This is a genomic window from Mesorhizobium sp. P160219 (genome assembly GCF_057786095.1).
In genome coordinates, this window is record NZ_JBYNWG010000001.1 from 1,084,910 (window position 1) to 1,102,152 (window position 17,243).

Sequence of the window (17,243 nt, forward strand, 5' to 3'; positions counted from 1 at the left end):
GTCATGGCTACTCAGCAGACCCGTTCGCTTGCCCGCTTTATGTTGGCGCCATCCGTGGTGCTGCTGTTCGTCTGGATGATCGTACCGCTGGTCATCACCCTGTGGTTTTCCTTCCAGCAGTACAATCCGCTCAATCCGATCCGCGACGGGTTCGTCGGCTTCTCCAACTACGCGCTGTTCTATTCCAACCCGGCATTCCTGCAGTCGATCCTCAACACGCTTGTCCTGGTGGGCAGCGTGCTGCTGATCACCGTCATCGGCGGCATCATGCTGGCGCTTTTGATCGATCAGCCGATGTGGGGACAGGGGATCGTGCGCATCCTCGTCATCTCACCGTTCTTCGTCATGCCGCCAGTGGCGGCACTGGTCTGGAAGAACATGATCATGCACCCGCAATACGGCGTCTTTGCAGACATTGCGCGCTTCTTCGGGGCGCAACCGATCGACTGGTTCGGGCAGCATCCGATGCTGGCCATCATCATCATCGTCGCCTGGCAATGGCTTCCCTTCGCCACGCTGATCCTGCTGACCGCATTGCAGTCGCTCGACGGCGAGCAGAAGGAAGCCGCCGAGATGGACGGCGCCGGCTTCGTCAGCCGCTTCATCTATCTGACGCTGCCGCACATGTCGCGTGCCATCACCGTCGTCATCCTGATCCAGACCATCTTCCTGCTGTCGGTCTATGCCGAAATCCTGGTCACCACCAATGGCGGACCCGGCTATGCCTCCACCAACCTGCCCTTCCTCGTCTACCAGAAGGCATTGCTGGAGTTCAAAATCGGCCAGGCATCGGCCGGCGGTGTCATCGCCGTCATTCTCGCCAACATCGTCGCCTTCTTCGCCATGCGCGCGGTGGGCAAGAACCTGGACAAGTAAGGGAGGATACGATGGCACGTGCAGTCACCACCCAACACAAGGTCATTGCGACAGGCGCCGCCTGGATCGTCGCGCTGCTGATCTTCTTCCCGATCCTCTACACGATCATCACCTCGTTCAAGTCGGAGCAGGAGGCCATCCAGGGCTTCGCGCTGATCCCGTCGGGGACGTTCGAGAGCTATACCGAGGTCCAGGCGCAGAGCGGCTACTTCAAGTTCTTCTTCAACTCGGTGCTGCTCTCGGTCGGCTCGACCATCCTGGCCCTGATAGTCGCGGTTCCGGCCGCCTGGTCGATGGCCTTCTCGCCGGGCAAGTGGACCAAGGACATCCTGATGTGGATGCTCTCGACCAAGATGATGCCGGCGGTTGCCGTGCTATTCCCGATCTACCTCATCTTCCGCGATGCCGGACTGCTCGACAGCCGCATCGGCCTGATGATCATGCTGATGCTGATCAACCTGCCGATCGTGATCTGGATGCTCTACACCTACTTCCGCGAAATCCCCGGCGAAATCCTGGAGGCGGCACGCATGGACGGCGCCACCCTGTGGGGCGAGATCGTCTATGTGCTGACCCCCATGGCCGTGCCCGGCATCGCATCGACCATGCTGCTCAACATCATCCTGGCGTGGAACGAAGCCTTCTGGACCATCCGCCTGACCACCACCGAGGCAGCGCCGCTGACGGCCTTCATCAGTTCGTTCTCGAGCCCGCAAGGCCTGTTCTGGGCCAAGCTTTCGGCGGCCTCGACGCTGGCCATCGCCCCCATCCTGATCATGGGCTGGTTCAGCCAGAAGCAGCTGGTGCGCGGCCTGACATTCGGCGCGGTAAAATAACGGACGTTGCCTGAAGCAATCCGGCCAAATAACCCCTCGGGGAGGAAACCATGGGAAACATCACGCTCAAGAACGTCTCCAAGCATTTCGGATCGACGGTCATCATTCCAGGCCTCGACCTGGTCATCGAGAATGGCGAGTTCGTCGTCTTCGTCGGGCCGTCGGGTTGCGGCAAGTCCACGTTGCTGCGCCTCATCGCCGGGCTCGAGGACACCAGCGGGGGCACCATCAACATCGATGGCCGTGACGTCACCGGCGAGGCGCCGGCCAAGCGCAAGCTGGCCATGGTATTCCAGTCCTATGCGCTCTATCCGCATATGACGGTGGCCAAGAACATCGGCTTCCCGCTGAAGATGGCGGGCGAGGATGTGGCGACGATCGACAAGAAGGTGAAGGACGCAGCCCGGGTCCTCAACCTCACCAACTATCTCGAACGCCGGCCCGGCCAGCTCTCCGGCGGCCAGCGGCAACGCGTCGCCATCGGCCGCGCCATCGTGCGCCAGCCCTCGGCATTCCTGTTCGACGAGCCGCTGTCCAACCTCGATGCCGCACTGCGCGGCACCATGCGGCTCGAAATCAGCGAGCTGCACCATCAGCTCAAGACGACGATGGTCTACGTCACCCACGACCAGATCGAAGCCATGACCATGGCCGACAAGATCGTCGTGCTCAACGCCGGCAACATCGAACAGGTCGGCTCGCCGATGGAACTCTACAAGTCGCCGAAGAACCTGTTCGTGGCGGGCTTCATCGGTTCGCCGAAAATGAACCTGATCGAAGGTGCGCCGGCGGCCAAATACAACGCCAAGACCATCGGCATCCGTCCCGAGCATATGGGGATATCGACCACGGCGGGTGACTGGAAAGCCCTTGTCGGCGTCGCCGAGCATCTGGGCTCCGACACCTTCCTGCATGTCCAGGCCGACGGCGTCGGTCCGCTGACGGTACGCGCCGATGGCGAACTGGCCGTACGCCATGGCGACACCATCTATTTGACGCCGGACAAGGTCCGCATGCATCGCTTCGGCCCCGACGGAAAGGCGCTGACGCAGTGAGACTGAAAGGCAAATCGGCGCTGATCACCGGATCCGCGCGCGGCATCGGCAGGGCTTTTGCCGAAGCCTACACGCGCGAGGGCGCCACGGTGGCCATTGCCGACATCAATCTGGCGGCTGCCGAAAAGGCGGCCGCCGAGATTGGCGCCAACGCCTATCCGGTCAGGCTCGACGTCAGCGACCTCGCTTCGATCCAGGCGGCGGTCAATGCGGTCGAAACAAAGACCGGCGGCCTCGACATACTGATCAACAACGCTGCTTTGTTCGACCTGGCGCCGATCGTCGAGATCACCAAAGCAAGCTACGACAAATTGTTCTCCGTCAACGTCGCCGGCACCTTGTTCATGCTGCAGGCAGCGGCGCGTTCGATGATCGCAAGGGGCAAGGGCGGCAAGATCATCAACATCGCCAGCCAGGCAGGACGCCGCGGCGAGCCGCTGGTCGCCGTCTATTGCGCCACCAAGGCCGCGGTGATTTCGCTGACCCAGTCCGCCGGGCTCGATCTGATCAAGCACCGCATCAACGTCAATGGCATCGCGCCCGGCGTCGTCGACAGCGATATGTGGGATGAGGTCGATGCGCTGTTCGCCAAATATGAGAACCGGCCGAAAGGCGAGAAGAGGCGGCTGGTCGGTGAGGGCGTGCCCTATGGCCGCATGGGCAAGCCGGAGGACCTGACCGGCATGGCGGTATTCCTGGCCAGCGACGACGCCGAATACATCGTCGCCCAGACCTACAATGTCGATGGCGGCCAATGGATGAGTTGATGGGCCGGGATCACGAAGGCCGCAGCCCGGCCAAAAGGGTAAAAAAATGACCGTGAAACTCTCCTCCTCGATCCTCTCGGAACTCCCCGCCAAGGTCGCCGGTCACAGATATGATCGCTCCAGGCTCAAACCCGGTATCGTCCATTTCGGCGTCGGCAATTTCCATCGCTCGCATCAGGCGGTCTACCTCGACGATCTCTTCAATTCAGGCATCGGCCATGACTGGGCGCTGGTCGGCGCCGGGGTCTTCGAGGGCGAAAAAATCGGCCGTTCCAAGCTGCAGGAGCAGGACTGGCTGACCACCGTGGTCGAGCAGGATTCCGACCATATGAGCGCCCGCGTCACCGGCGTCATGATTGACTTCCTGACGCCCGGCGATGCCGATGCCATCATCGACCAGCTCGCCGATCCGGCGATCAAGATCGTCTCGCTGACCATCACGGAAGGCGGTTATTTCATCGATCCGGCCTCCGGCAAGTTCAACCCGACCCACCCCGACATCGTCGCCGACGCACAGGCAGGCACGACGCCGAAGACGGTGTTCGGCCTCATCCTTGCGGGCCTGATACGCCGCCGGGCCGACGGCATCGTGCCGTTCACCGTCATGTCCTGCGACAACATTCCTCATAATGGCCATGTCACCTCGGATGGCGTCATCGGCCTCGCCCGGCTGATCGATGAGGATCTGGCAAACTGGGTCAGCGACAATGTCGCCTTTCCCAACGGCATGGTCGACCGCATCACCCCCGCCACCTCCGACCGCGAGCGCGGTATTCTCGCCACCGAGTTCGGCCTCGAGGACAACTGGCCGGTGTTCTGCGAGCCGTTCAAGCAATGGGTGCTGGAGGATCATTTCACCGACGGCCGCCCGCCGCTGGAAAAGGTCGGTGTGCAATTCGTGAGGGATGTCGCGCCCTATGAACTGATGAAGATCCGCATCCTCAATGGCGGTCATGCCACGATCGCTTATCCCGCAGGGTTGATGGACATCCATTTCGTCCATGAGGCGATGCAGGAGCCGCTGGTGCGCGGCTTCCTCGCCAAGCTCGAGCATGACGAGATCATCCCGACCGTGCCGCCGGTGCCGGACACCGTGCTGGAGGATTATTACCAGCTCATCGAGCACCGCTTTTCCAACCCCAAGATCGGCGACACCATCCGCCGGCTTTGCCTCGACGGTTCCAACCGGCAGCCGAAATTCATCATCCCGACCATCGCCGACCGGCTCAAAGCCGGGAAGAGCGTTGCGGGTCTCGCGCTGGAATCGGCGCTGTGGTGCCGCTATTGCTTCGGCACCACAGACAGCGGCGCGGTCATCGAGGCCAACGACCCGAGCTGGGACCGGCTGCAGGCAAGCGCGAAGGCGGCGAAGGACAAGCCCGGTGCCTGGCTTGCGATGGAAGATATATATGGCCACGTCGGCCGCTCGGCGCCGTTCGCCGAGGCCTTTGCCTATGCGCTCAACGTCTTGTGGGCGAATGGCACGCGCGCGACGCTGACGCGCTACATCTCCGGCAAGCTCTGACGCCAGCCGCAATGACGCCCGAACTGGTCATCTTCGACTGTGACGGCGTGCTGGTCGACAGCGAGGCGCTGTCGGTTTCGGCTCTGCTCGGCATGATCTCTGCCGCCGGGGGCTCGGTCAGCGAAGATACCGCCTACGAGCATTTCCTAGGCAAGAGCATGAAGAGCGTGCGCGAGATACTTCTTCGCGATTTCACCATCGACATCACCGACGTGCATCTGACCGACATGCGCGTCGAACTGATGCGCAAATTCCGCGAGGAGTTGAAGCCGATTCCCGGCATCAGCGACATCCTGCCGAGGCTGGGCGTACCCTGCTGCGTCGCTTCCTCCGGCACGCTCGACCGGATACGCTACGCGCTCGACGTCACCGGTCTGCTCGGCCTGCTCGAGCCGCATCTGTTCAGTGCCGCCATGGTCGCGCGCGGCAAGCCGGCGCCGGATCTTTTTCTCCATGCCGCCGCCGCCATGGGCGCGCATCCCGGTAATTGCATCGTAATCGAGGACAGCCCTGCCGGCATCGCGGCGGCGCGTGCGGCCGGCATGCGCGTCTTTGCTTTCACCGGCGGTTCGCACGCCGGCAACCCGGCCTTGAAAGCGCGGCTTGCGTCGAGTGAACCGGACTTTATATTCGCGGACATGCTGCAATTGCCCGATCTGATTGCAGGCTAGAGCATGATGCCGAAAAGTGTGAATCGGTTTTCGGAACGACATCATGCTCTACTTCTTTGATTTAGAGACGGATTCAGATTTCGGGTCGAACAGACCTGAAATCATCCGGCTCTAGGGAGCGAGAGTACAAGCATCTTGACGAAAAGCTTCGTTTGCGCGGTCGATGTCGGCACCGGGAGCGCCCGCGCGGGCATTCTCGATACGTCAGGCACCTTGCTCGGCCGCGCCGAGCATCCGATCGTCATGAACCAGCCGAAGGCCGATCACGCCGAGCACAATTCGCAGGATATCTGGTCGGCGGTCTGCATCGCGGTGCGTGCCGCGCGCGAAAAGGCCGGTGTGTCAGCCGACGATATTGTCGGCATGTCGTTCGACGCCACCTGCTCGCTGGTGGTGCTGGACAGGAATGCCGGCCAGCTCAGCGTCTCGGTGACGGGCGAACGGCGCTGGGACACCATCGTCTGGCTCGACCATCGCGCCATCGCCGAGGCAGATGAATGCACCGATAGCGGCCACGCCGTACTCGACTATATCGGTGGCGTCATGTCGCCGGAAATGGCGACGCCGAAGCTGATGTGGCTGAAGCGCAATCTGCCGGGAACTTGGCATGAAGCCGGCTACCTGTTCGACCTCACCGATTTCCTGACCTGGAAGGCGACCGGGTCGCTGGCGCGCTCGCAATGCACGCTGACCGCCAAATGGACCTATCTGGCGCATGAGGAAACCGGCTGGCGCCGTGACTTCTTCGACAGGGTCGGGCTTGGCGATCTGTTCGAACACGGCAGCCTGCCGGAGAAGGCAAGTGCTGTCGGTGCCGACATCGGCACGCTCACCCCTGAAGCGGCGGCGGAGTTGGGCTTGAGCGAAAACTGTCGGGTCGGCGCCGGCGTCATCGATGCCTATGCCGGCGCGCTTGGCGTGCTCGGCGGCTTTGCTGGCGACGAGCAGAATATCGGCCGCCATCTGGCATTGATCGCCGGCACCTCGTCCTGCGTCATGGCGATGTCGCCCGACCCGCAGCCTTTCGCCGGCGTCTGGGGTCCATACTATGGCGCCGCACTGCCAAAACTCTGGCTGTCGGAAGGCGGCCAGTCGGCGACCGGTGCGCTGCTCGACCATATCATCCGCTGGCACGGCGCCGGCGGCGAGCCGGACGCGGCCATGCATGCAAAAATCGCCAGGCGCGTCGCCGAACTGCGCAGCACCGAAGGTGACAAGCTGGCGGCAAGGCTGCATGTGCTGCCGGATTTCCATGGCAACCGCTCGCCGCTTGCCGATCCGCATGCGGTCGGTGTGGTCAGCGGGCTGACGCTGGATTCCTCCTTCGACAGTCTGTGCAAGCTGTATTGGCGCACCGCCGTCGGCATCGCGCTCGGCGTGCGCCATGTGCTGGAGGCGCTGAACGAGAACGGCTATCTCATAGACACGCTGCATGTCACCGGCGGCCACACCAAGAACCCGTTGCTGATGGAGCTCTATGCCGACGCCACCGGCTGCGCGGTGATCGAGCCGCTGGCCGACGAAGCCGTTCTGCTCGGCACCGGCATGGTCGCCGCCACTGCCGCTGGCCTGTTCCCGGACCTGAATGCCGCCTGCGTCGCCATGCAGCAAGGCGGCAGGGCGCGCACCTCGAACCCGACCGCGTCAGGCCGCTTCGACCGCGACTACAGGATCTTCCTCGAAATGCACCGCCAGCGGCAGGCGCTCGACGCCATCAACTAGAGCAATTCCAGGAAAAGCGTGAAACGGTTTTCCGTCCGGAATTGCGTACCAAATCTAGGCCTCCTCTCGCCGGCGCAAGGATGCGCCGGTCGCCGCGTCGAACAGATGCACGCTCTCCTCCTCGAATGTGTAGCGCACAGGCGCGCGCAACGCCGGGCATTCGCGGGCCGATACCAACGCGCCGACCTCCTTGCCGCCGCAGGCGAACGTCACCAGCGCGTCATTGCCGTGGAACTCGATGAGGTCGGCGGTGCCTTGCAGAAGATTGATGCTCTGAGCACCGGCGGTCTTCAGGTCCGGCGGTCGGATTCCAAGCACGGCGCGATGGACGCCGCGCAGATCGAAGCCCAGGCCTTCTATGAAGAAGGTCGAGCCGCCGCCTGTCAGCGTCCAGCGTTCGTCCTTCCGCCCGACGGCCACGTCGATGAAATTCATGTTCGGCGTACCGATGAAGCCGGCGACGAACAGATTGCCCGGCTGGCGATAGATCTCGGCCGGCGAGCCGATCTGTTCGATGACGCCATCCCTGAGCAGCACTATCCGGTCGGCCAGCGTCATCGCTTCGAGCTGGTCGTGGGTGACATAGACGGTAGTGGTCTTCAGCGACTGGTGCAGGCGGGCGATTTCGACCCGCATATGGTTGCGAAGTTTGGCGTCGAGATTCGACAGCGGCTCGTCGAACAGGAACACTTTCGGCGTCTTGATCATGGCGCGCGCAATCGCCACGCGCTGCTGCTGGCCGCCGGAAAGTTCGGTCGGCTTGCGGGCGAGGTAAGGTTCGAGGCCGAGCGTCGTTGCCACCGCCTCGACCCGCTTCCGGATCTCGGCCGGGGGCACTTTCTGTCGCTTGAGCCCAAAGGCGATATTGTCGAAGATCGTCATATGCGGGTAGAGCGCATAGTTCTGGAAAACCATGGCAATGCCGCGCTCGCCGGGCTCGAGATCGTTGACCACTTTGCCGCCGATCGACACTTCCCCGCCGCTGATATCCTCCAGTCCGGCCAGCATCCTGAGCAAGGTCGACTTGCCGCAGCCGGACGGGCCGAGGAATACGACGAATTCGTGCTCCTCGATCGAGAGATTGAGGTCGCGGATGACGGTGGTGGCGCCGTAAGCCTTGTCGACATGGGAGCAAACGATCGCGGACATGGTCAGCCCTTCTCGCCGGTAAGAAGGATTTGCAGCTTGACGTCTTGCGGCTTGCCTTGCGCCGCCCGCTCGAAGGCCTTGATGCTGTCCGAGAAATGATAAGTGCCGGTGATCAGCGGCTTGAGGTCGACCTTCCCCGAGGCGATCAGCTGCAGCGCGCGGTCGAAGATGTTGGCGTAACGGAACACCGTCTCGATGCGCACTTCCTTGGAGATCGCCGCCGGAACGTTGAGGCTGACCGGTTCGACCGGCAGTCCGACCAGCACCACCGCGCCGCCCGGCCGCACGACATCGAACAGGTCGGCGAATGCCTTCGGGCTGCCGCTCGCCTCGAACACGATATCCGCGCCCCAATTGTCGGTCGCGGCGGAGACTGCGTCGACCAGCGATTGCTCACCTATATTGACCGGCACGATGCCGGGATATTGCGCGGCAATATCGAGCTTGGGTGCGGAAAAATCGGAGATCAGCACCTTCGAGCAGCCGCCGGCCAGCGCCGCCAGCGCGATCATGATGCCGATCGGGCCGCAGCCGACGACGACGGCGACGTCGCCAGGCACGATGCGGGCGCGGCTCGCCGCCTGCATGCCGATAGCAAAGGGTTCGACCATCGCGCCTTCGGCGAAGGTGACATTGTCCGGCAGTCTGTAGGTGAAGGCGGCCGGGTGCACCGCATAGGGCGCCAGCACGCCATGCACAGGCGGCGTCGCCCAGAAGCTGACATCGGGATCGACATTATAGATGCCGAGCCTCGTCGCGCGCGACGACAGGTTCGGCACGCCCGGCTCCATGCAGACGCGGTCGCCGACCCTCAACGTCTCCACATTGGCGCCCACCTCGACAACGGTTCCGGCGGCTTCGTGGCCGAGCACCATCGGCGCCCGCACGACATAGCTGCCGATGGCGCCATGGGTGTAATAGTGCACGTCGCTGCCGCAGACGCCGACCGTGTGGATGGCGATCTTGACATCGCCCGGTCCGACGTCGAGCGGCAGCGCGATCTCGCGCAGCGACAGTTCGCCTTTTTTCTCAAGCACCAGTGCCCGCATAGGTAAGTCCTCGCATCAAGTCTTTTTTTGCCGGAAAACGGAATTCAGGAAGCCGCTGAGCACGCCGAGGAACAGCAGCGGCGGTAGCGACAACAGCACGACCGAGGCGTTGAGGATTCCCCACGGCACGTTCATGCCTTGCTGTGAAAGTTCGGAAGCGACGATCGGCAATGTCTTGGCGTTGGAACTGGACAGCATCAGCGCGATCAGGAATTCGTTCCACACCAGCACGAAGCTGAAGGCGACGGCGCCGATCAGCGAGCGCGCCGCTACCGGCAGCGCAATGCGCCAGAACACCGAGTAAGCGCCGTAGCCGTCGAGGAAAGCGGCTTCCTCGATTTCCTTAGGCACGGCCTGGAAGGCGGGAATGGCGAGCCACATGATCACCGAGATGGTGAGCAGCGAATAGGTGACGATCAGCGCCGGCAAGGTGTCGTAGAGCCCGATCTGCAGCCAGATCACCATCAGCGGAATGGCGACTGCCACCGGGGGCAGGAAGCGCAGCGACAACACGAAGAACTGGATGTCGCCAGCGAAGCTATTGGGATAGCGCGCCACCGCATAGGCTGCCGGAAGGCCGAGCATGACGCCGATCAGCACGGCGACGCCGCAGGAAATGACCGAGTTATAGAGACCGGTCATTACGCTGTCGCGGCCGATGATGTAGCTGATATTGTCGAAGGTCGGGGTAAACACCAGGCGCGGCACGCGGGTGATGATGTCGACATTGTTCTTCAGCGAATTGACCGCCGTCCAGGCGAGCGGAAACACCGCCATGAAGCCGGCGAAGGCCAGGATGATCTTGCCGATGAGGCGGCCCGGTCTCATGCGATACGGCCTCATGCGATTCGACTTCATGCCTGCACCCGCTTCCACAGCATGGTGAAGGTGATGACAGTCGCGATCATCATCAGCACCGCCATGGCCGAGGCATAGGACACCTTGCCGGATTCGATGAAGCCTTGCGAGAAGGCGTACATGTCGAGCGTCTCGGTCGCCACGCCCGGCCCGCCGCGCGTCATCACATAAATCAGGTCGAAGGAGCGCAGCGATTCGATCATCTTGACGAACATCAGGCTGATCAGCGGCGCCTTCAGCATAGGCAAGGTCACATAGGCATGGATCTGCCAGCGTTTGGCGTGGTCGAGCCGCGCCGCTTCGATCGGCTGCGGCGGCAAGGTCTCCAGAAGCTTCAGCACGATGACCGCGAAGAACAGTCCCCACTGCCAGACATCGACCGAGGCGACGGCAAACAGGGCCGTCGACGGCTTCGACAGCGGGTCGAAGATCAGCCCGCCGGTGATCAGCCTGTAGGGATAGGTGGCGATGCCGTAGAGCGGATGATAGGCAAACTTCCACACGAAGGCCGCCGAGACACGCGGCAACAGCACCGGGATGATGAACAGCAGGCAGTAGATGTTGCGCAGCCGCGGCGACGCTACTTCGAACATCAGCACGCCGAGCCCGATCGCCACCATCATCGTCGCCACCACGGTGACGATTTCCCACTTCACCGAAACCCAGACCGCGTTGAGGAAACGCCGGTCGGCGAACAGGTCGATGAAGTTCGACAGCCAGACCCAGGAATAGTCCGACGAGCTCAGCTCGCGGTTCTGCAGCGCAATGACGATGGCGTACAGCGTCGGCACCATCGACAGCACCAGAAGAATGGCGAGCGTCGGAACCAGAAACGTCACGGGCAGGGAAGAGCGTCGGCGCATGGCCTATCCTCGGGCTGTGCCTTTTTGGAGAGACCCGCGGCGCACAGTCCCGGCATCCAGTCGAATGCCGTGGACCGCGCGCCGCGGGCGGGAGGATTACTTCTTCTTCACCAGCTCGTTGGCGTACGCCTCGAGTTCGTCGAGGCCGCCCTTGACGTCGGTGCGCGTGCCGGTGACCAGCTCTTCCAGGATGATGCCCCAGCGGTCGCCGAGATCCGGCCAGCGCGGATCCTGCCAGAAGTTCACCGCCGTCACCTTGCCGGTATCGGCAAGCGCCTGGCCGAGATCGGCGCCGTAAATGTCGGCGAACCCCTTGCTGGACAGCACGCTGGTGCGGTTGAGCTCGCCGAATTGGTGCGCGTCGAGCCGGCGCTTCTCGTTCTCCTTCGACGTCGCCCAGGCGATGAACAGGCCGGCGCATTGCTTCGCGGCGTCATCGGCATTGGCCTTGGCGGCGATGGCGAGGCCGTGGCCGTAGCCGCCGCCGGTCAGTGGCGAGGGCGGCGGCAGGAAGCCGATCTTGCCGACCACTTGCGAGGTCTTCGGGTCGACCGCCATGCCCGACAGCGGCGTCGATTCGACCAAGATGGCAACCTGGCCCGACAGGAAGGCGCCGGTCGATTCATCCCAGCTGCCGGTCTGCGTGCCGGGCGCTGAATCCTTGAACAGTTTAAGATAGGTCTCGGTCGCTTTGACCGCGGCCTCGGAGTTGAAAGCCGGCTTGTCACCGTCGAACCATTTTCCGCCATAGGCCTTGAAGAACGGCATCCAGCGCCAGACATTGGCGCCCGAGCCACGCGCGCCGCGCAGCGCGATGCCGTACATGCCCTTGTCGGGATCGGTCAGCTTCGGCACGTCGGCGATCAACTCGTCCAGCGTCTTCGGCGGCTGGATGCCGGCGGCTTCCAGAATGTCCTTGCGGTAGACCATCAGGTCGCCGCCGCCGGTCAGCGGCGCGAACCACACCTTGCCGTCATAGGTGGCGACCTTCTGCCGGCCCGGGTCGAAATCGGCGTAGTCGTAGTCAGCCGGGTAATAGTCGGTGAGCGGCACGATCCATTTCGACGAGGCGAACAGCGCGACATTGGCTTCGTCGACATAGTAGACGTTGTAGTTGCCGACCGTGGACGCATCGGCGCGCGACTTTGCCCGGCGGTCGTTCTCGTTGAGATAGTCGATCTGGAAGCTGGCGCCGGCCAGTTTCTGGAACTCGTCCTTGGACGCCTCCAGCAGCGTCAGCCCGTCACGCGGTTGCGCCAGCACCTTGACCGGCGCCGAGCAGACCGGCGCCGCCAGCGCCATGGTCGAGAGGGTCGTGGTAAGCATGAAAGCTGCGCTTATGCTCGCAGCGAGCCGAATTGGGTTCATTGATTTTCTCCTCCAGGAACAGTCGCAGGAAGCGGAAGTCTTCGGTTGCGCGATCCTCGCCATCGCCCGAGCGACAAGCCACCCATCGCCAAAATGAGGAGTTGCTAAAGGCCGCGCTAGAAGCCCCGTTGCAGCAGACCTGTACTTTTATGCATTGTGCGCTGCAAAATCCGGCCCGCCTGCACAGCCTCTGTCACATGAGTACCGATGGAGTGAGGAAGGCCGGTTTTCAGGCGCGCATCGTCATCCGCTGCTTCGACAGCTTGCGGTAGGATGACGGCGTCATCCGGTGCTTGCGCAGGAAGGCGCGGTTGAAGTTGGAGATGTTCATGTAGCCGACCTGGAAGCAGATGTCGGTGATCGGAATATCGGTGTCCGCCAGCAGCTTGCAGGCTTGCCAGAGCCGGAGCTTGGCGATGTGGTCGCTGAAACTGTTGCCGGTGTTTTTCTGGAAGAAGCGCGAAAACGTGCTTTCGCTCATCCCCGCCAGCTCCGCAGCCTCCGGCAGCTTCAGGTCCTCGGCGAAGTGCTGGAACAGATAGGTCAGCGTGCGCTGGATGATGTCCAGCGAGGTTGCGTCGAGCGCGGGTGAGAAATCCGGCGAGGACAAAAGCTCGTATTCGTCTGTCCTGGCCAGCAGATCGACCAGTTCGAGGAAGAGGCAAAACCGGGCGAGCCCGTGCACGGTGCCCATCCTTTCCATCAGCGCAGCGCCGTCGAGCGCGGCGCGGCCATGGAAGACAATGCCGCGCAGCGATCGCTCCAGGAACGGTTCTAGTTCGCGCAGCTCCGGCAGCAGTCCCGCCGAGCCGCGCAGCCGCTGCGGATCGAATTGCAGCACGATGTCGCGTCCTTCGATCAGCTCGCCGGGTTGCACCGATGTCACCCAGTCATGCGGCAGCCCGCCGCCGACGATGCTCAGGTAGCCCGGCCCGAATTCGCCGATGTGATCGCCGACCAGCGCGACCCCGGAAGACTTCCTCAGGAGATGGATCTCGTATTCCGGATGAAAATTCCAGACATTGCGCTCCCAGGGATAGTCGTCGAGCCGCCACAGGAAACTGTCGCTCGCCTCGGTGACGATGTGCTCGAAAGCCGGCACCGTGCGAGGGATCGCGGCCGTGTTCTTTCTGCGCCTGAATGCCATCGTCTGCTCTCCGGGGCGTATGAGGAAGCGACTGGTTTCGGGTAATCCGTAGCAGTCTGTCGCCCGCAAGTGAACGATGTCTGCCTCAGCGATTTCAACGCCGGCTCTCGATGATCTCAATGAAGCGGGCGAACAGCCCGGCCTGGGATTTGATGCCGAGTTTGCGATGGATGTTGCGGCGGTGAACCTTCACCGTTCCCGGTACGATGCGCATGGCTCTCGCGATCGACTCGGTGGAATGCCCCTGCAGCACCAGATCGACGACATGCTTTTCGCGCGGGGTCAGCGACAGGCTTTCCCAAATGTGGGCGCGGTCGAATTCGTTGACTGCGGCGATCGTCTCGCCCTGCTCCGCTTCGTCCTGCTCCTCGGCCGAAAGTGCGGGCCAGCGCAACCTGATGAAACCGATCACCGCCGGCGCCATGTCGCGCAGCAGCCTGGCATCGGCGGTGCCGAAGGGGCCGGAGGCCTGCAATCGCATCAGCGACAGCACCAGCGCATCCTTGCCGGGCAATGGCACGAAGAAGCCGACCTCCTCGGCGAGCCTTGTCTGACTGTAGTAGGTGCGAAAATACTCGCTGGCATAGAAGCGGTCGGGCGCCAGTTCGCGCATGCGCCAGAACCCCTCCTTGCGCTCCACCGCCGCGTGATGAAACGGGTCGAGCAGGTAAGGCCCTTCCTGATAAAGCGTGACGAAGACATGGCTCTCGTCAGGCGAGAAGGTTTCGAACAGCAACGGCGGCCGCGAAGCGCCGCGATAGCCGAAGATCACGCAGTGGTCGAAGCTGACATGCTGCCTCAACCAATCGACCATAGCCTGGCCGAACAGGTCGCGGCTGGTCTCTCGCGTTGCCGCGACAAGGGCAGCGAGCCGGCTGTATTCGTCGCTGCGAGATGCGCTCAAAATATACCCCCTTAAACGAGAAAATAGATCAGATATACCACCAGCGAGGTATATACTAGCCGCCATTGGCTCTGGTAGCGTCCTGAAATAGCCCTGTTGCTGGAGCCAGCACTTTGACCGCAGTGCCCGACATCGAGTTTCGCGGCGTCACCAAGCGCTATGGCGCCGTGACCGCTGTCAGCGGCATCGATCTGGCTGTGCCGCCCTCCGCCTTTGTCGCCCTTCTCGGACCGTCCGGCTGCGGCAAGACCACATGCCTGCGCATGATCGGCGGCTTCGAGCAGCCGAGCGAAGGCCAGGTGTTCATCCGTGGCCGGGACATGGCCGGAACGCCGCCCTATCGTCGGCCGGTCAACATGGTGTTCCAGCAATATGCGCTGTTTCCGCACCTCGATGTCGAAGCCAATGTGTCCTACGGACTGCGCCAGGCACGGCCGCGCCTGTCGTCGCAGGAAATCGGCCGGCGCGCCGGCGAGGCGCTCGAAATGGTGCGGCTCGCCGGCTATGGCCGCCGCAAGATCCACGAACTCTCCGGCGGCCAGCAGCAGCGCGTCGCGCTGGCGCGCGCACTGGTCAACAAGCCGGCCGTGCTGTTGCTCGACGAGCCGCTGGCGGCCCTCGACAAGAAACTGCGCACCGACATGCAGATCGAGTTGCAGAACCTGCAGCGCGAGATCGGCATCACCTTCGTGCTGGTCACCCACGACCAGGAGGAGGCGCTGTCGATGAGCGACTTCGTCTGCGTCATGAACGGCGGCCGCATCGTACAGCTCGGGCAACCAAGCGAGATCTATGACGAGCCGGCCGACCTGTTCGTCGCCGACTTCGTCGGCAAGACCAATCTGTTGAGCGGCAAGGTTGCCGGGCATACAGGCGATCTTGTCAATGTGGCGCTGGCGGACGGAACCGTCATTGCCGCGCGCAAACGAACCGCCTTGCAGCAGGGCGAGACCGTTTCTGTTAGCCTGCGTCCTGAATCGCTAAGCCTCGGCGCCACCAAAGGCAGCCCTTTCAAGGGCATCGTACGCAACCGGATCTTCTTGGGCTCGACGGCGGAATACGCCATCGAGGTGCAGGGCATCGGAACGCTGCTGGCCAAGGCCGACCATGTGATCGGCCATGGCAACCTCTTCAAGCCGGGTGAACCCGTCGCCATCGGCTTTGCCTCCGGGACGCCGCTGGCGTTTCCGGAGACCAAGAACAACGGGACCAACCAGAGGGTAGCAAAAAATGTCGAAATCATATCGTGACGGACTGCCGATTAGCCCTGAGAACTTCGTCGACCAGCTGATGCGCCTGAAGCGCGGCTCGATCGGCCGCCGCGACTTCCTCGGCCTCACCGGCCTTGGCATCGCAACCGCGGTGATGGCGCGCGAGCTCGGCATCATGCCGACGCCGGCCTTCGCCGCCGAAAACCTCGGCGACCGCATGTCGATCGCCACCTGGCCGAACTATCACGACCCGCAGACCTTCGAGAATTTCAAGAAGGACACCGGCGTCGCCGTCGAGGTCAACGTGTTCGGCTCCAATGAGGAGATGCTGGCCAAGCTGCAGGCCGGCGCCTCGGGCTGGAGCCTGTTCGTGCCGACCAACTACACGATCTCGACCTACAAGAAACTCGGCATCATCGATCCGCTCGACATGGCCAAGCTGCCGAATTTCGACAGCTCCCAGGAGGACCCGCGCTTCACCTCGGAAGGCACGATCGACGGCACGACCTACGCGGTGCCGAAGAACTGGGGCACCACGGGCTTTGCCGTCAACACCAAGAAGCTGGCCAAGCCGATGACCAGCTGGAAGGAATTCTGGGACGTCGCCATGGCCGAGGGCGATGGCCGCACCATGGTGCACGACTACCAGCTGACCACCATCGGCAACGCGCTGAAATATTATGGCTATTCCTTCAACTCGCTGAAGCAGGACGAGCTCGCCAAGGCCGAGGAGCTGCTGCTCAAGGTCAAGCCGCATCTGTTCGCGGTCTCGTCCGACTACCAGCCGGGAATGCGGGCGGGCGACGCCTGGATGACCATGTGCTGGACGAATGACGGCGCGCAGTTGCATCGCGATATCCCGGAGATCGCGTACGTGCTGGGCAAGGAGGGCGGGGAAATCTGGACCGATTTCTACGCCATCCCGAAGGACGCGCCGAACAAGCCGGCCGGCTATGCCTTGCTCAATTATCTGATGACCCCGGAGGTTGCTGTGAAGGAGCATCTCGCCAATGGCGCGCCCTCGACCGACGCGCGGGTCAACAAACTGCTGCCCAAGGAAGTGCTCGACAATCCGATCCTTTACCCGGCGGCCGACCTGTTGACACCGCTGGAGTTTGGTGCGGCGGCGACGCTGACCGACCCCGGCCGCGCCGAACTGATGGCGCGCTTCAAGTCGGCTTGAGGCTGGCCTGACGCAAACGGAAAACCGGCGGGCCTATGTCCGCCGGCATCGGGGCGGTT

General features: G+C 62.8%; 16 protein-coding genes. 9 read left to right on the forward strand and 7 right to left on the reverse strand.

Features of this window, described 5'->3' with window-relative positions; genetic code table 11:
- Nucleotides 1-3: 3 nt before the first annotated feature.
- The 7 genes from AC3EMP_RS05515 (at nt 4) to AC3EMP_RS05545 (ending at nt 7,452) form a co-directional block, all read left to right on the forward strand.
- Nucleotides 4-876 (forward strand): carbohydrate ABC transporter permease, encoded by an 873-nt coding sequence (locus AC3EMP_RS05515; RefSeq protein ID WP_352595077.1) that lies wholly within the window; start codon nt 4-6, stop codon nt 874-876.
- An 11-nt stretch (nt 877-887) separates the two neighbouring features.
- Nucleotides 888-1,712 (forward strand): carbohydrate ABC transporter permease, encoded by an 825-nt coding sequence (locus AC3EMP_RS05520; protein ID WP_023671250.1) that lies wholly within the window; start codon nt 888-890, stop codon nt 1,710-1,712.
- A 50-nt stretch (nt 1,713-1,762) separates the two neighbouring features.
- Nucleotides 1,763-2,767, forward strand: a complete 1,005-nt coding sequence (locus AC3EMP_RS05525) for an ABC transporter ATP-binding protein (protein ID WP_023689168.1) — start codon at nt 1,763-1,765, stop codon at nt 2,765-2,767.
- Nucleotides 2,764-3,534, forward strand: a complete 771-nt coding sequence (locus AC3EMP_RS05530) for an L-iditol 2-dehydrogenase (RefSeq protein ID WP_352595074.1) — start codon at nt 2,764-2,766, stop codon at nt 3,532-3,534. The genes AC3EMP_RS05525 and AC3EMP_RS05530 overlap by 4 nt, the downstream gene beginning before the upstream one ends.
- A 46-nt stretch (nt 3,535-3,580) precedes the next feature.
- The gene (locus AC3EMP_RS05535) at nt 3,581-5,059 is read left to right on the forward strand and encodes a mannitol dehydrogenase family protein (protein WP_352595071.1); all 1,479 of its coding nucleotides are present in this window, start codon (nt 3,581-3,583) and stop codon (nt 5,057-5,059) included.
- Between the two features lie 11 nt (nt 5,060-5,070).
- Nucleotides 5,071-5,730, forward strand: coding sequence for an HAD family hydrolase (locus AC3EMP_RS05540; RefSeq protein WP_023729776.1), 660 nt, complete (start codon nt 5,071-5,073; stop codon nt 5,728-5,730).
- A gap of 135 nt (nt 5,731-5,865) precedes the next feature.
- A complete protein-coding gene (locus tag AC3EMP_RS05545; protein ID WP_023823952.1) occupies nt 5,866-7,452 on the forward strand; it encodes an FGGY-family carbohydrate kinase in 1,587 nt (528 codons plus the stop codon).
- Nucleotides 7,453-7,506: 54 nt separating this feature from the next.
- On the opposite strand, the gene AC3EMP_RS05550 is transcribed toward AC3EMP_RS05545, so the two are convergent.
- The 7 genes from AC3EMP_RS05550 to AC3EMP_RS05580 form a co-directional block, all read right to left on the reverse strand.
- Nucleotides 7,507-8,601, reverse strand: a complete 1,095-nt coding sequence (locus AC3EMP_RS05550; protein ID WP_023700457.1) for an ABC transporter ATP-binding protein — start codon at nt 8,599-8,601, stop codon at nt 7,507-7,509.
- A 2-nt stretch (nt 8,602-8,603) separates the two neighbouring features.
- A complete protein-coding gene (locus AC3EMP_RS05555; RefSeq protein ID WP_352595066.1) occupies nt 8,604-9,650 on the reverse strand; it encodes an NAD(P)-dependent alcohol dehydrogenase in 1,047 nt (348 codons plus the stop codon).
- A 15-nt stretch (nt 9,651-9,665) separates the two neighbouring features.
- Nucleotides 9,666-10,478, reverse strand: a complete 813-nt coding sequence (locus tag AC3EMP_RS05560; RefSeq protein ID WP_352595064.1) for a carbohydrate ABC transporter permease — start codon at nt 10,476-10,478, stop codon at nt 9,666-9,668.
- A 26-nt stretch (nt 10,479-10,504) separates the two neighbouring features.
- Nucleotides 10,505-11,371, reverse strand: a complete 867-nt coding sequence (locus AC3EMP_RS05565; protein ID WP_023683583.1) for a carbohydrate ABC transporter permease — start codon at nt 11,369-11,371, stop codon at nt 10,505-10,507.
- 96 nt (nt 11,372-11,467) lie between these two features.
- Nucleotides 11,468-12,697 (reverse strand): ABC transporter substrate-binding protein, encoded by a 1,230-nt coding sequence (locus AC3EMP_RS05570; RefSeq protein WP_352595061.1) that lies wholly within the window; start codon nt 12,695-12,697, stop codon nt 11,468-11,470.
- Nucleotides 12,698-12,968: 271 nt separating this feature from the next.
- The gene (locus AC3EMP_RS05575) at nt 12,969-13,886 is read right to left on the reverse strand and encodes an AraC family transcriptional regulator (RefSeq protein ID WP_023671262.1); all 918 of its coding nucleotides are present in this window, start codon (nt 13,884-13,886) and stop codon (nt 12,969-12,971) included.
- A gap of 94 nt (nt 13,887-13,980) precedes the next feature.
- A complete protein-coding gene (locus AC3EMP_RS05580; RefSeq protein ID WP_352710652.1) occupies nt 13,981-14,790 on the reverse strand; it encodes a response regulator transcription factor in 810 nt (269 codons plus the stop codon).
- A 113-nt stretch (nt 14,791-14,903) separates the two neighbouring features.
- On the opposite strand from AC3EMP_RS05580, the gene AC3EMP_RS05585 reads away from it, so the two are divergent.
- Together AC3EMP_RS05585 and AC3EMP_RS05590 are read left to right on the forward strand one after the other, a co-directional pair.
- Nucleotides 14,904-16,040, forward strand: coding sequence for an ABC transporter ATP-binding protein (locus tag AC3EMP_RS05585; RefSeq protein ID WP_023700452.1), 1,137 nt, complete (start codon nt 14,904-14,906; stop codon nt 16,038-16,040).
- On the forward strand, nt 16,021-17,184 hold the full coding sequence (locus AC3EMP_RS05590; protein WP_023671265.1) for an ABC transporter substrate-binding protein: 1,164 nt from the start codon (nt 16,021-16,023) through the stop codon (nt 17,182-17,184). The genes AC3EMP_RS05585 and AC3EMP_RS05590 overlap by 20 nt, the downstream gene beginning before the upstream one ends.
- The last annotated feature ends 59 nt before the right edge of the window (nt 17,185-17,243 follow it).

What these genes read in the sequence shown, in the direction of transcription:
- AC3EMP_RS05590 (WP_023671265.1), top strand. Translation starts at nt 16,021, where the DNA reads ATGTCGAAATCATATCGTGACGGACTGCCGATTAGCCCTGAGAACTTC.
- AC3EMP_RS05535 (WP_352595071.1), top strand. Translation starts at nt 3,581, where the DNA reads ATGACCGTGAAACTCTCCTCCTCGATCCTCTCGGAACTCCCCGCCAAG.
- AC3EMP_RS05565 (WP_023683583.1), bottom strand. Translation starts at nt 11,371, where the DNA reads ATGCGCCGACGCTCTTCCCTGCCCGTGACGTTTCTGGTTCCGACGCTC.
- AC3EMP_RS05515 (WP_352595077.1), top strand. Translation starts at nt 4, where the DNA reads ATGGCTACTCAGCAGACCCGTTCGCTTGCCCGCTTTATGTTGGCGCCA.
- AC3EMP_RS05550 (WP_023700457.1), bottom strand. Translation starts at nt 8,601, where the DNA reads ATGTCCGCGATCGTTTGCTCCCATGTCGACAAGGCTTACGGCGCCACC.
- AC3EMP_RS05570 (WP_352595061.1), bottom strand. Translation starts at nt 12,697, where the DNA reads ATGCTTACCACGACCCTCTCGACCATGGCGCTGGCGGCGCCGGTCTGC.
- AC3EMP_RS05540 (WP_023729776.1), top strand. Translation starts at nt 5,071, where the DNA reads ATGACGCCCGAACTGGTCATCTTCGACTGTGACGGCGTGCTGGTCGAC.
- AC3EMP_RS05520 (WP_023671250.1), top strand. Translation starts at nt 888, where the DNA reads ATGGCACGTGCAGTCACCACCCAACACAAGGTCATTGCGACAGGCGCC.
- AC3EMP_RS05575 (WP_023671262.1), bottom strand. Translation starts at nt 13,886, where the DNA reads ATGGCATTCAGGCGCAGAAAGAACACGGCCGCGATCCCTCGCACGGTG.
- AC3EMP_RS05525 (WP_023689168.1), top strand. Translation starts at nt 1,763, where the DNA reads ATGGGAAACATCACGCTCAAGAACGTCTCCAAGCATTTCGGATCGACG.
- AC3EMP_RS05560 (WP_352595064.1), bottom strand. Translation starts at nt 10,478, where the DNA reads ATGAGACCGGGCCGCCTCATCGGCAAGATCATCCTGGCCTTCGCCGGC.
- AC3EMP_RS05555 (WP_352595066.1), bottom strand. Translation starts at nt 9,650, where the DNA reads ATGCGGGCACTGGTGCTTGAGAAAAAAGGCGAACTGTCGCTGCGCGAG.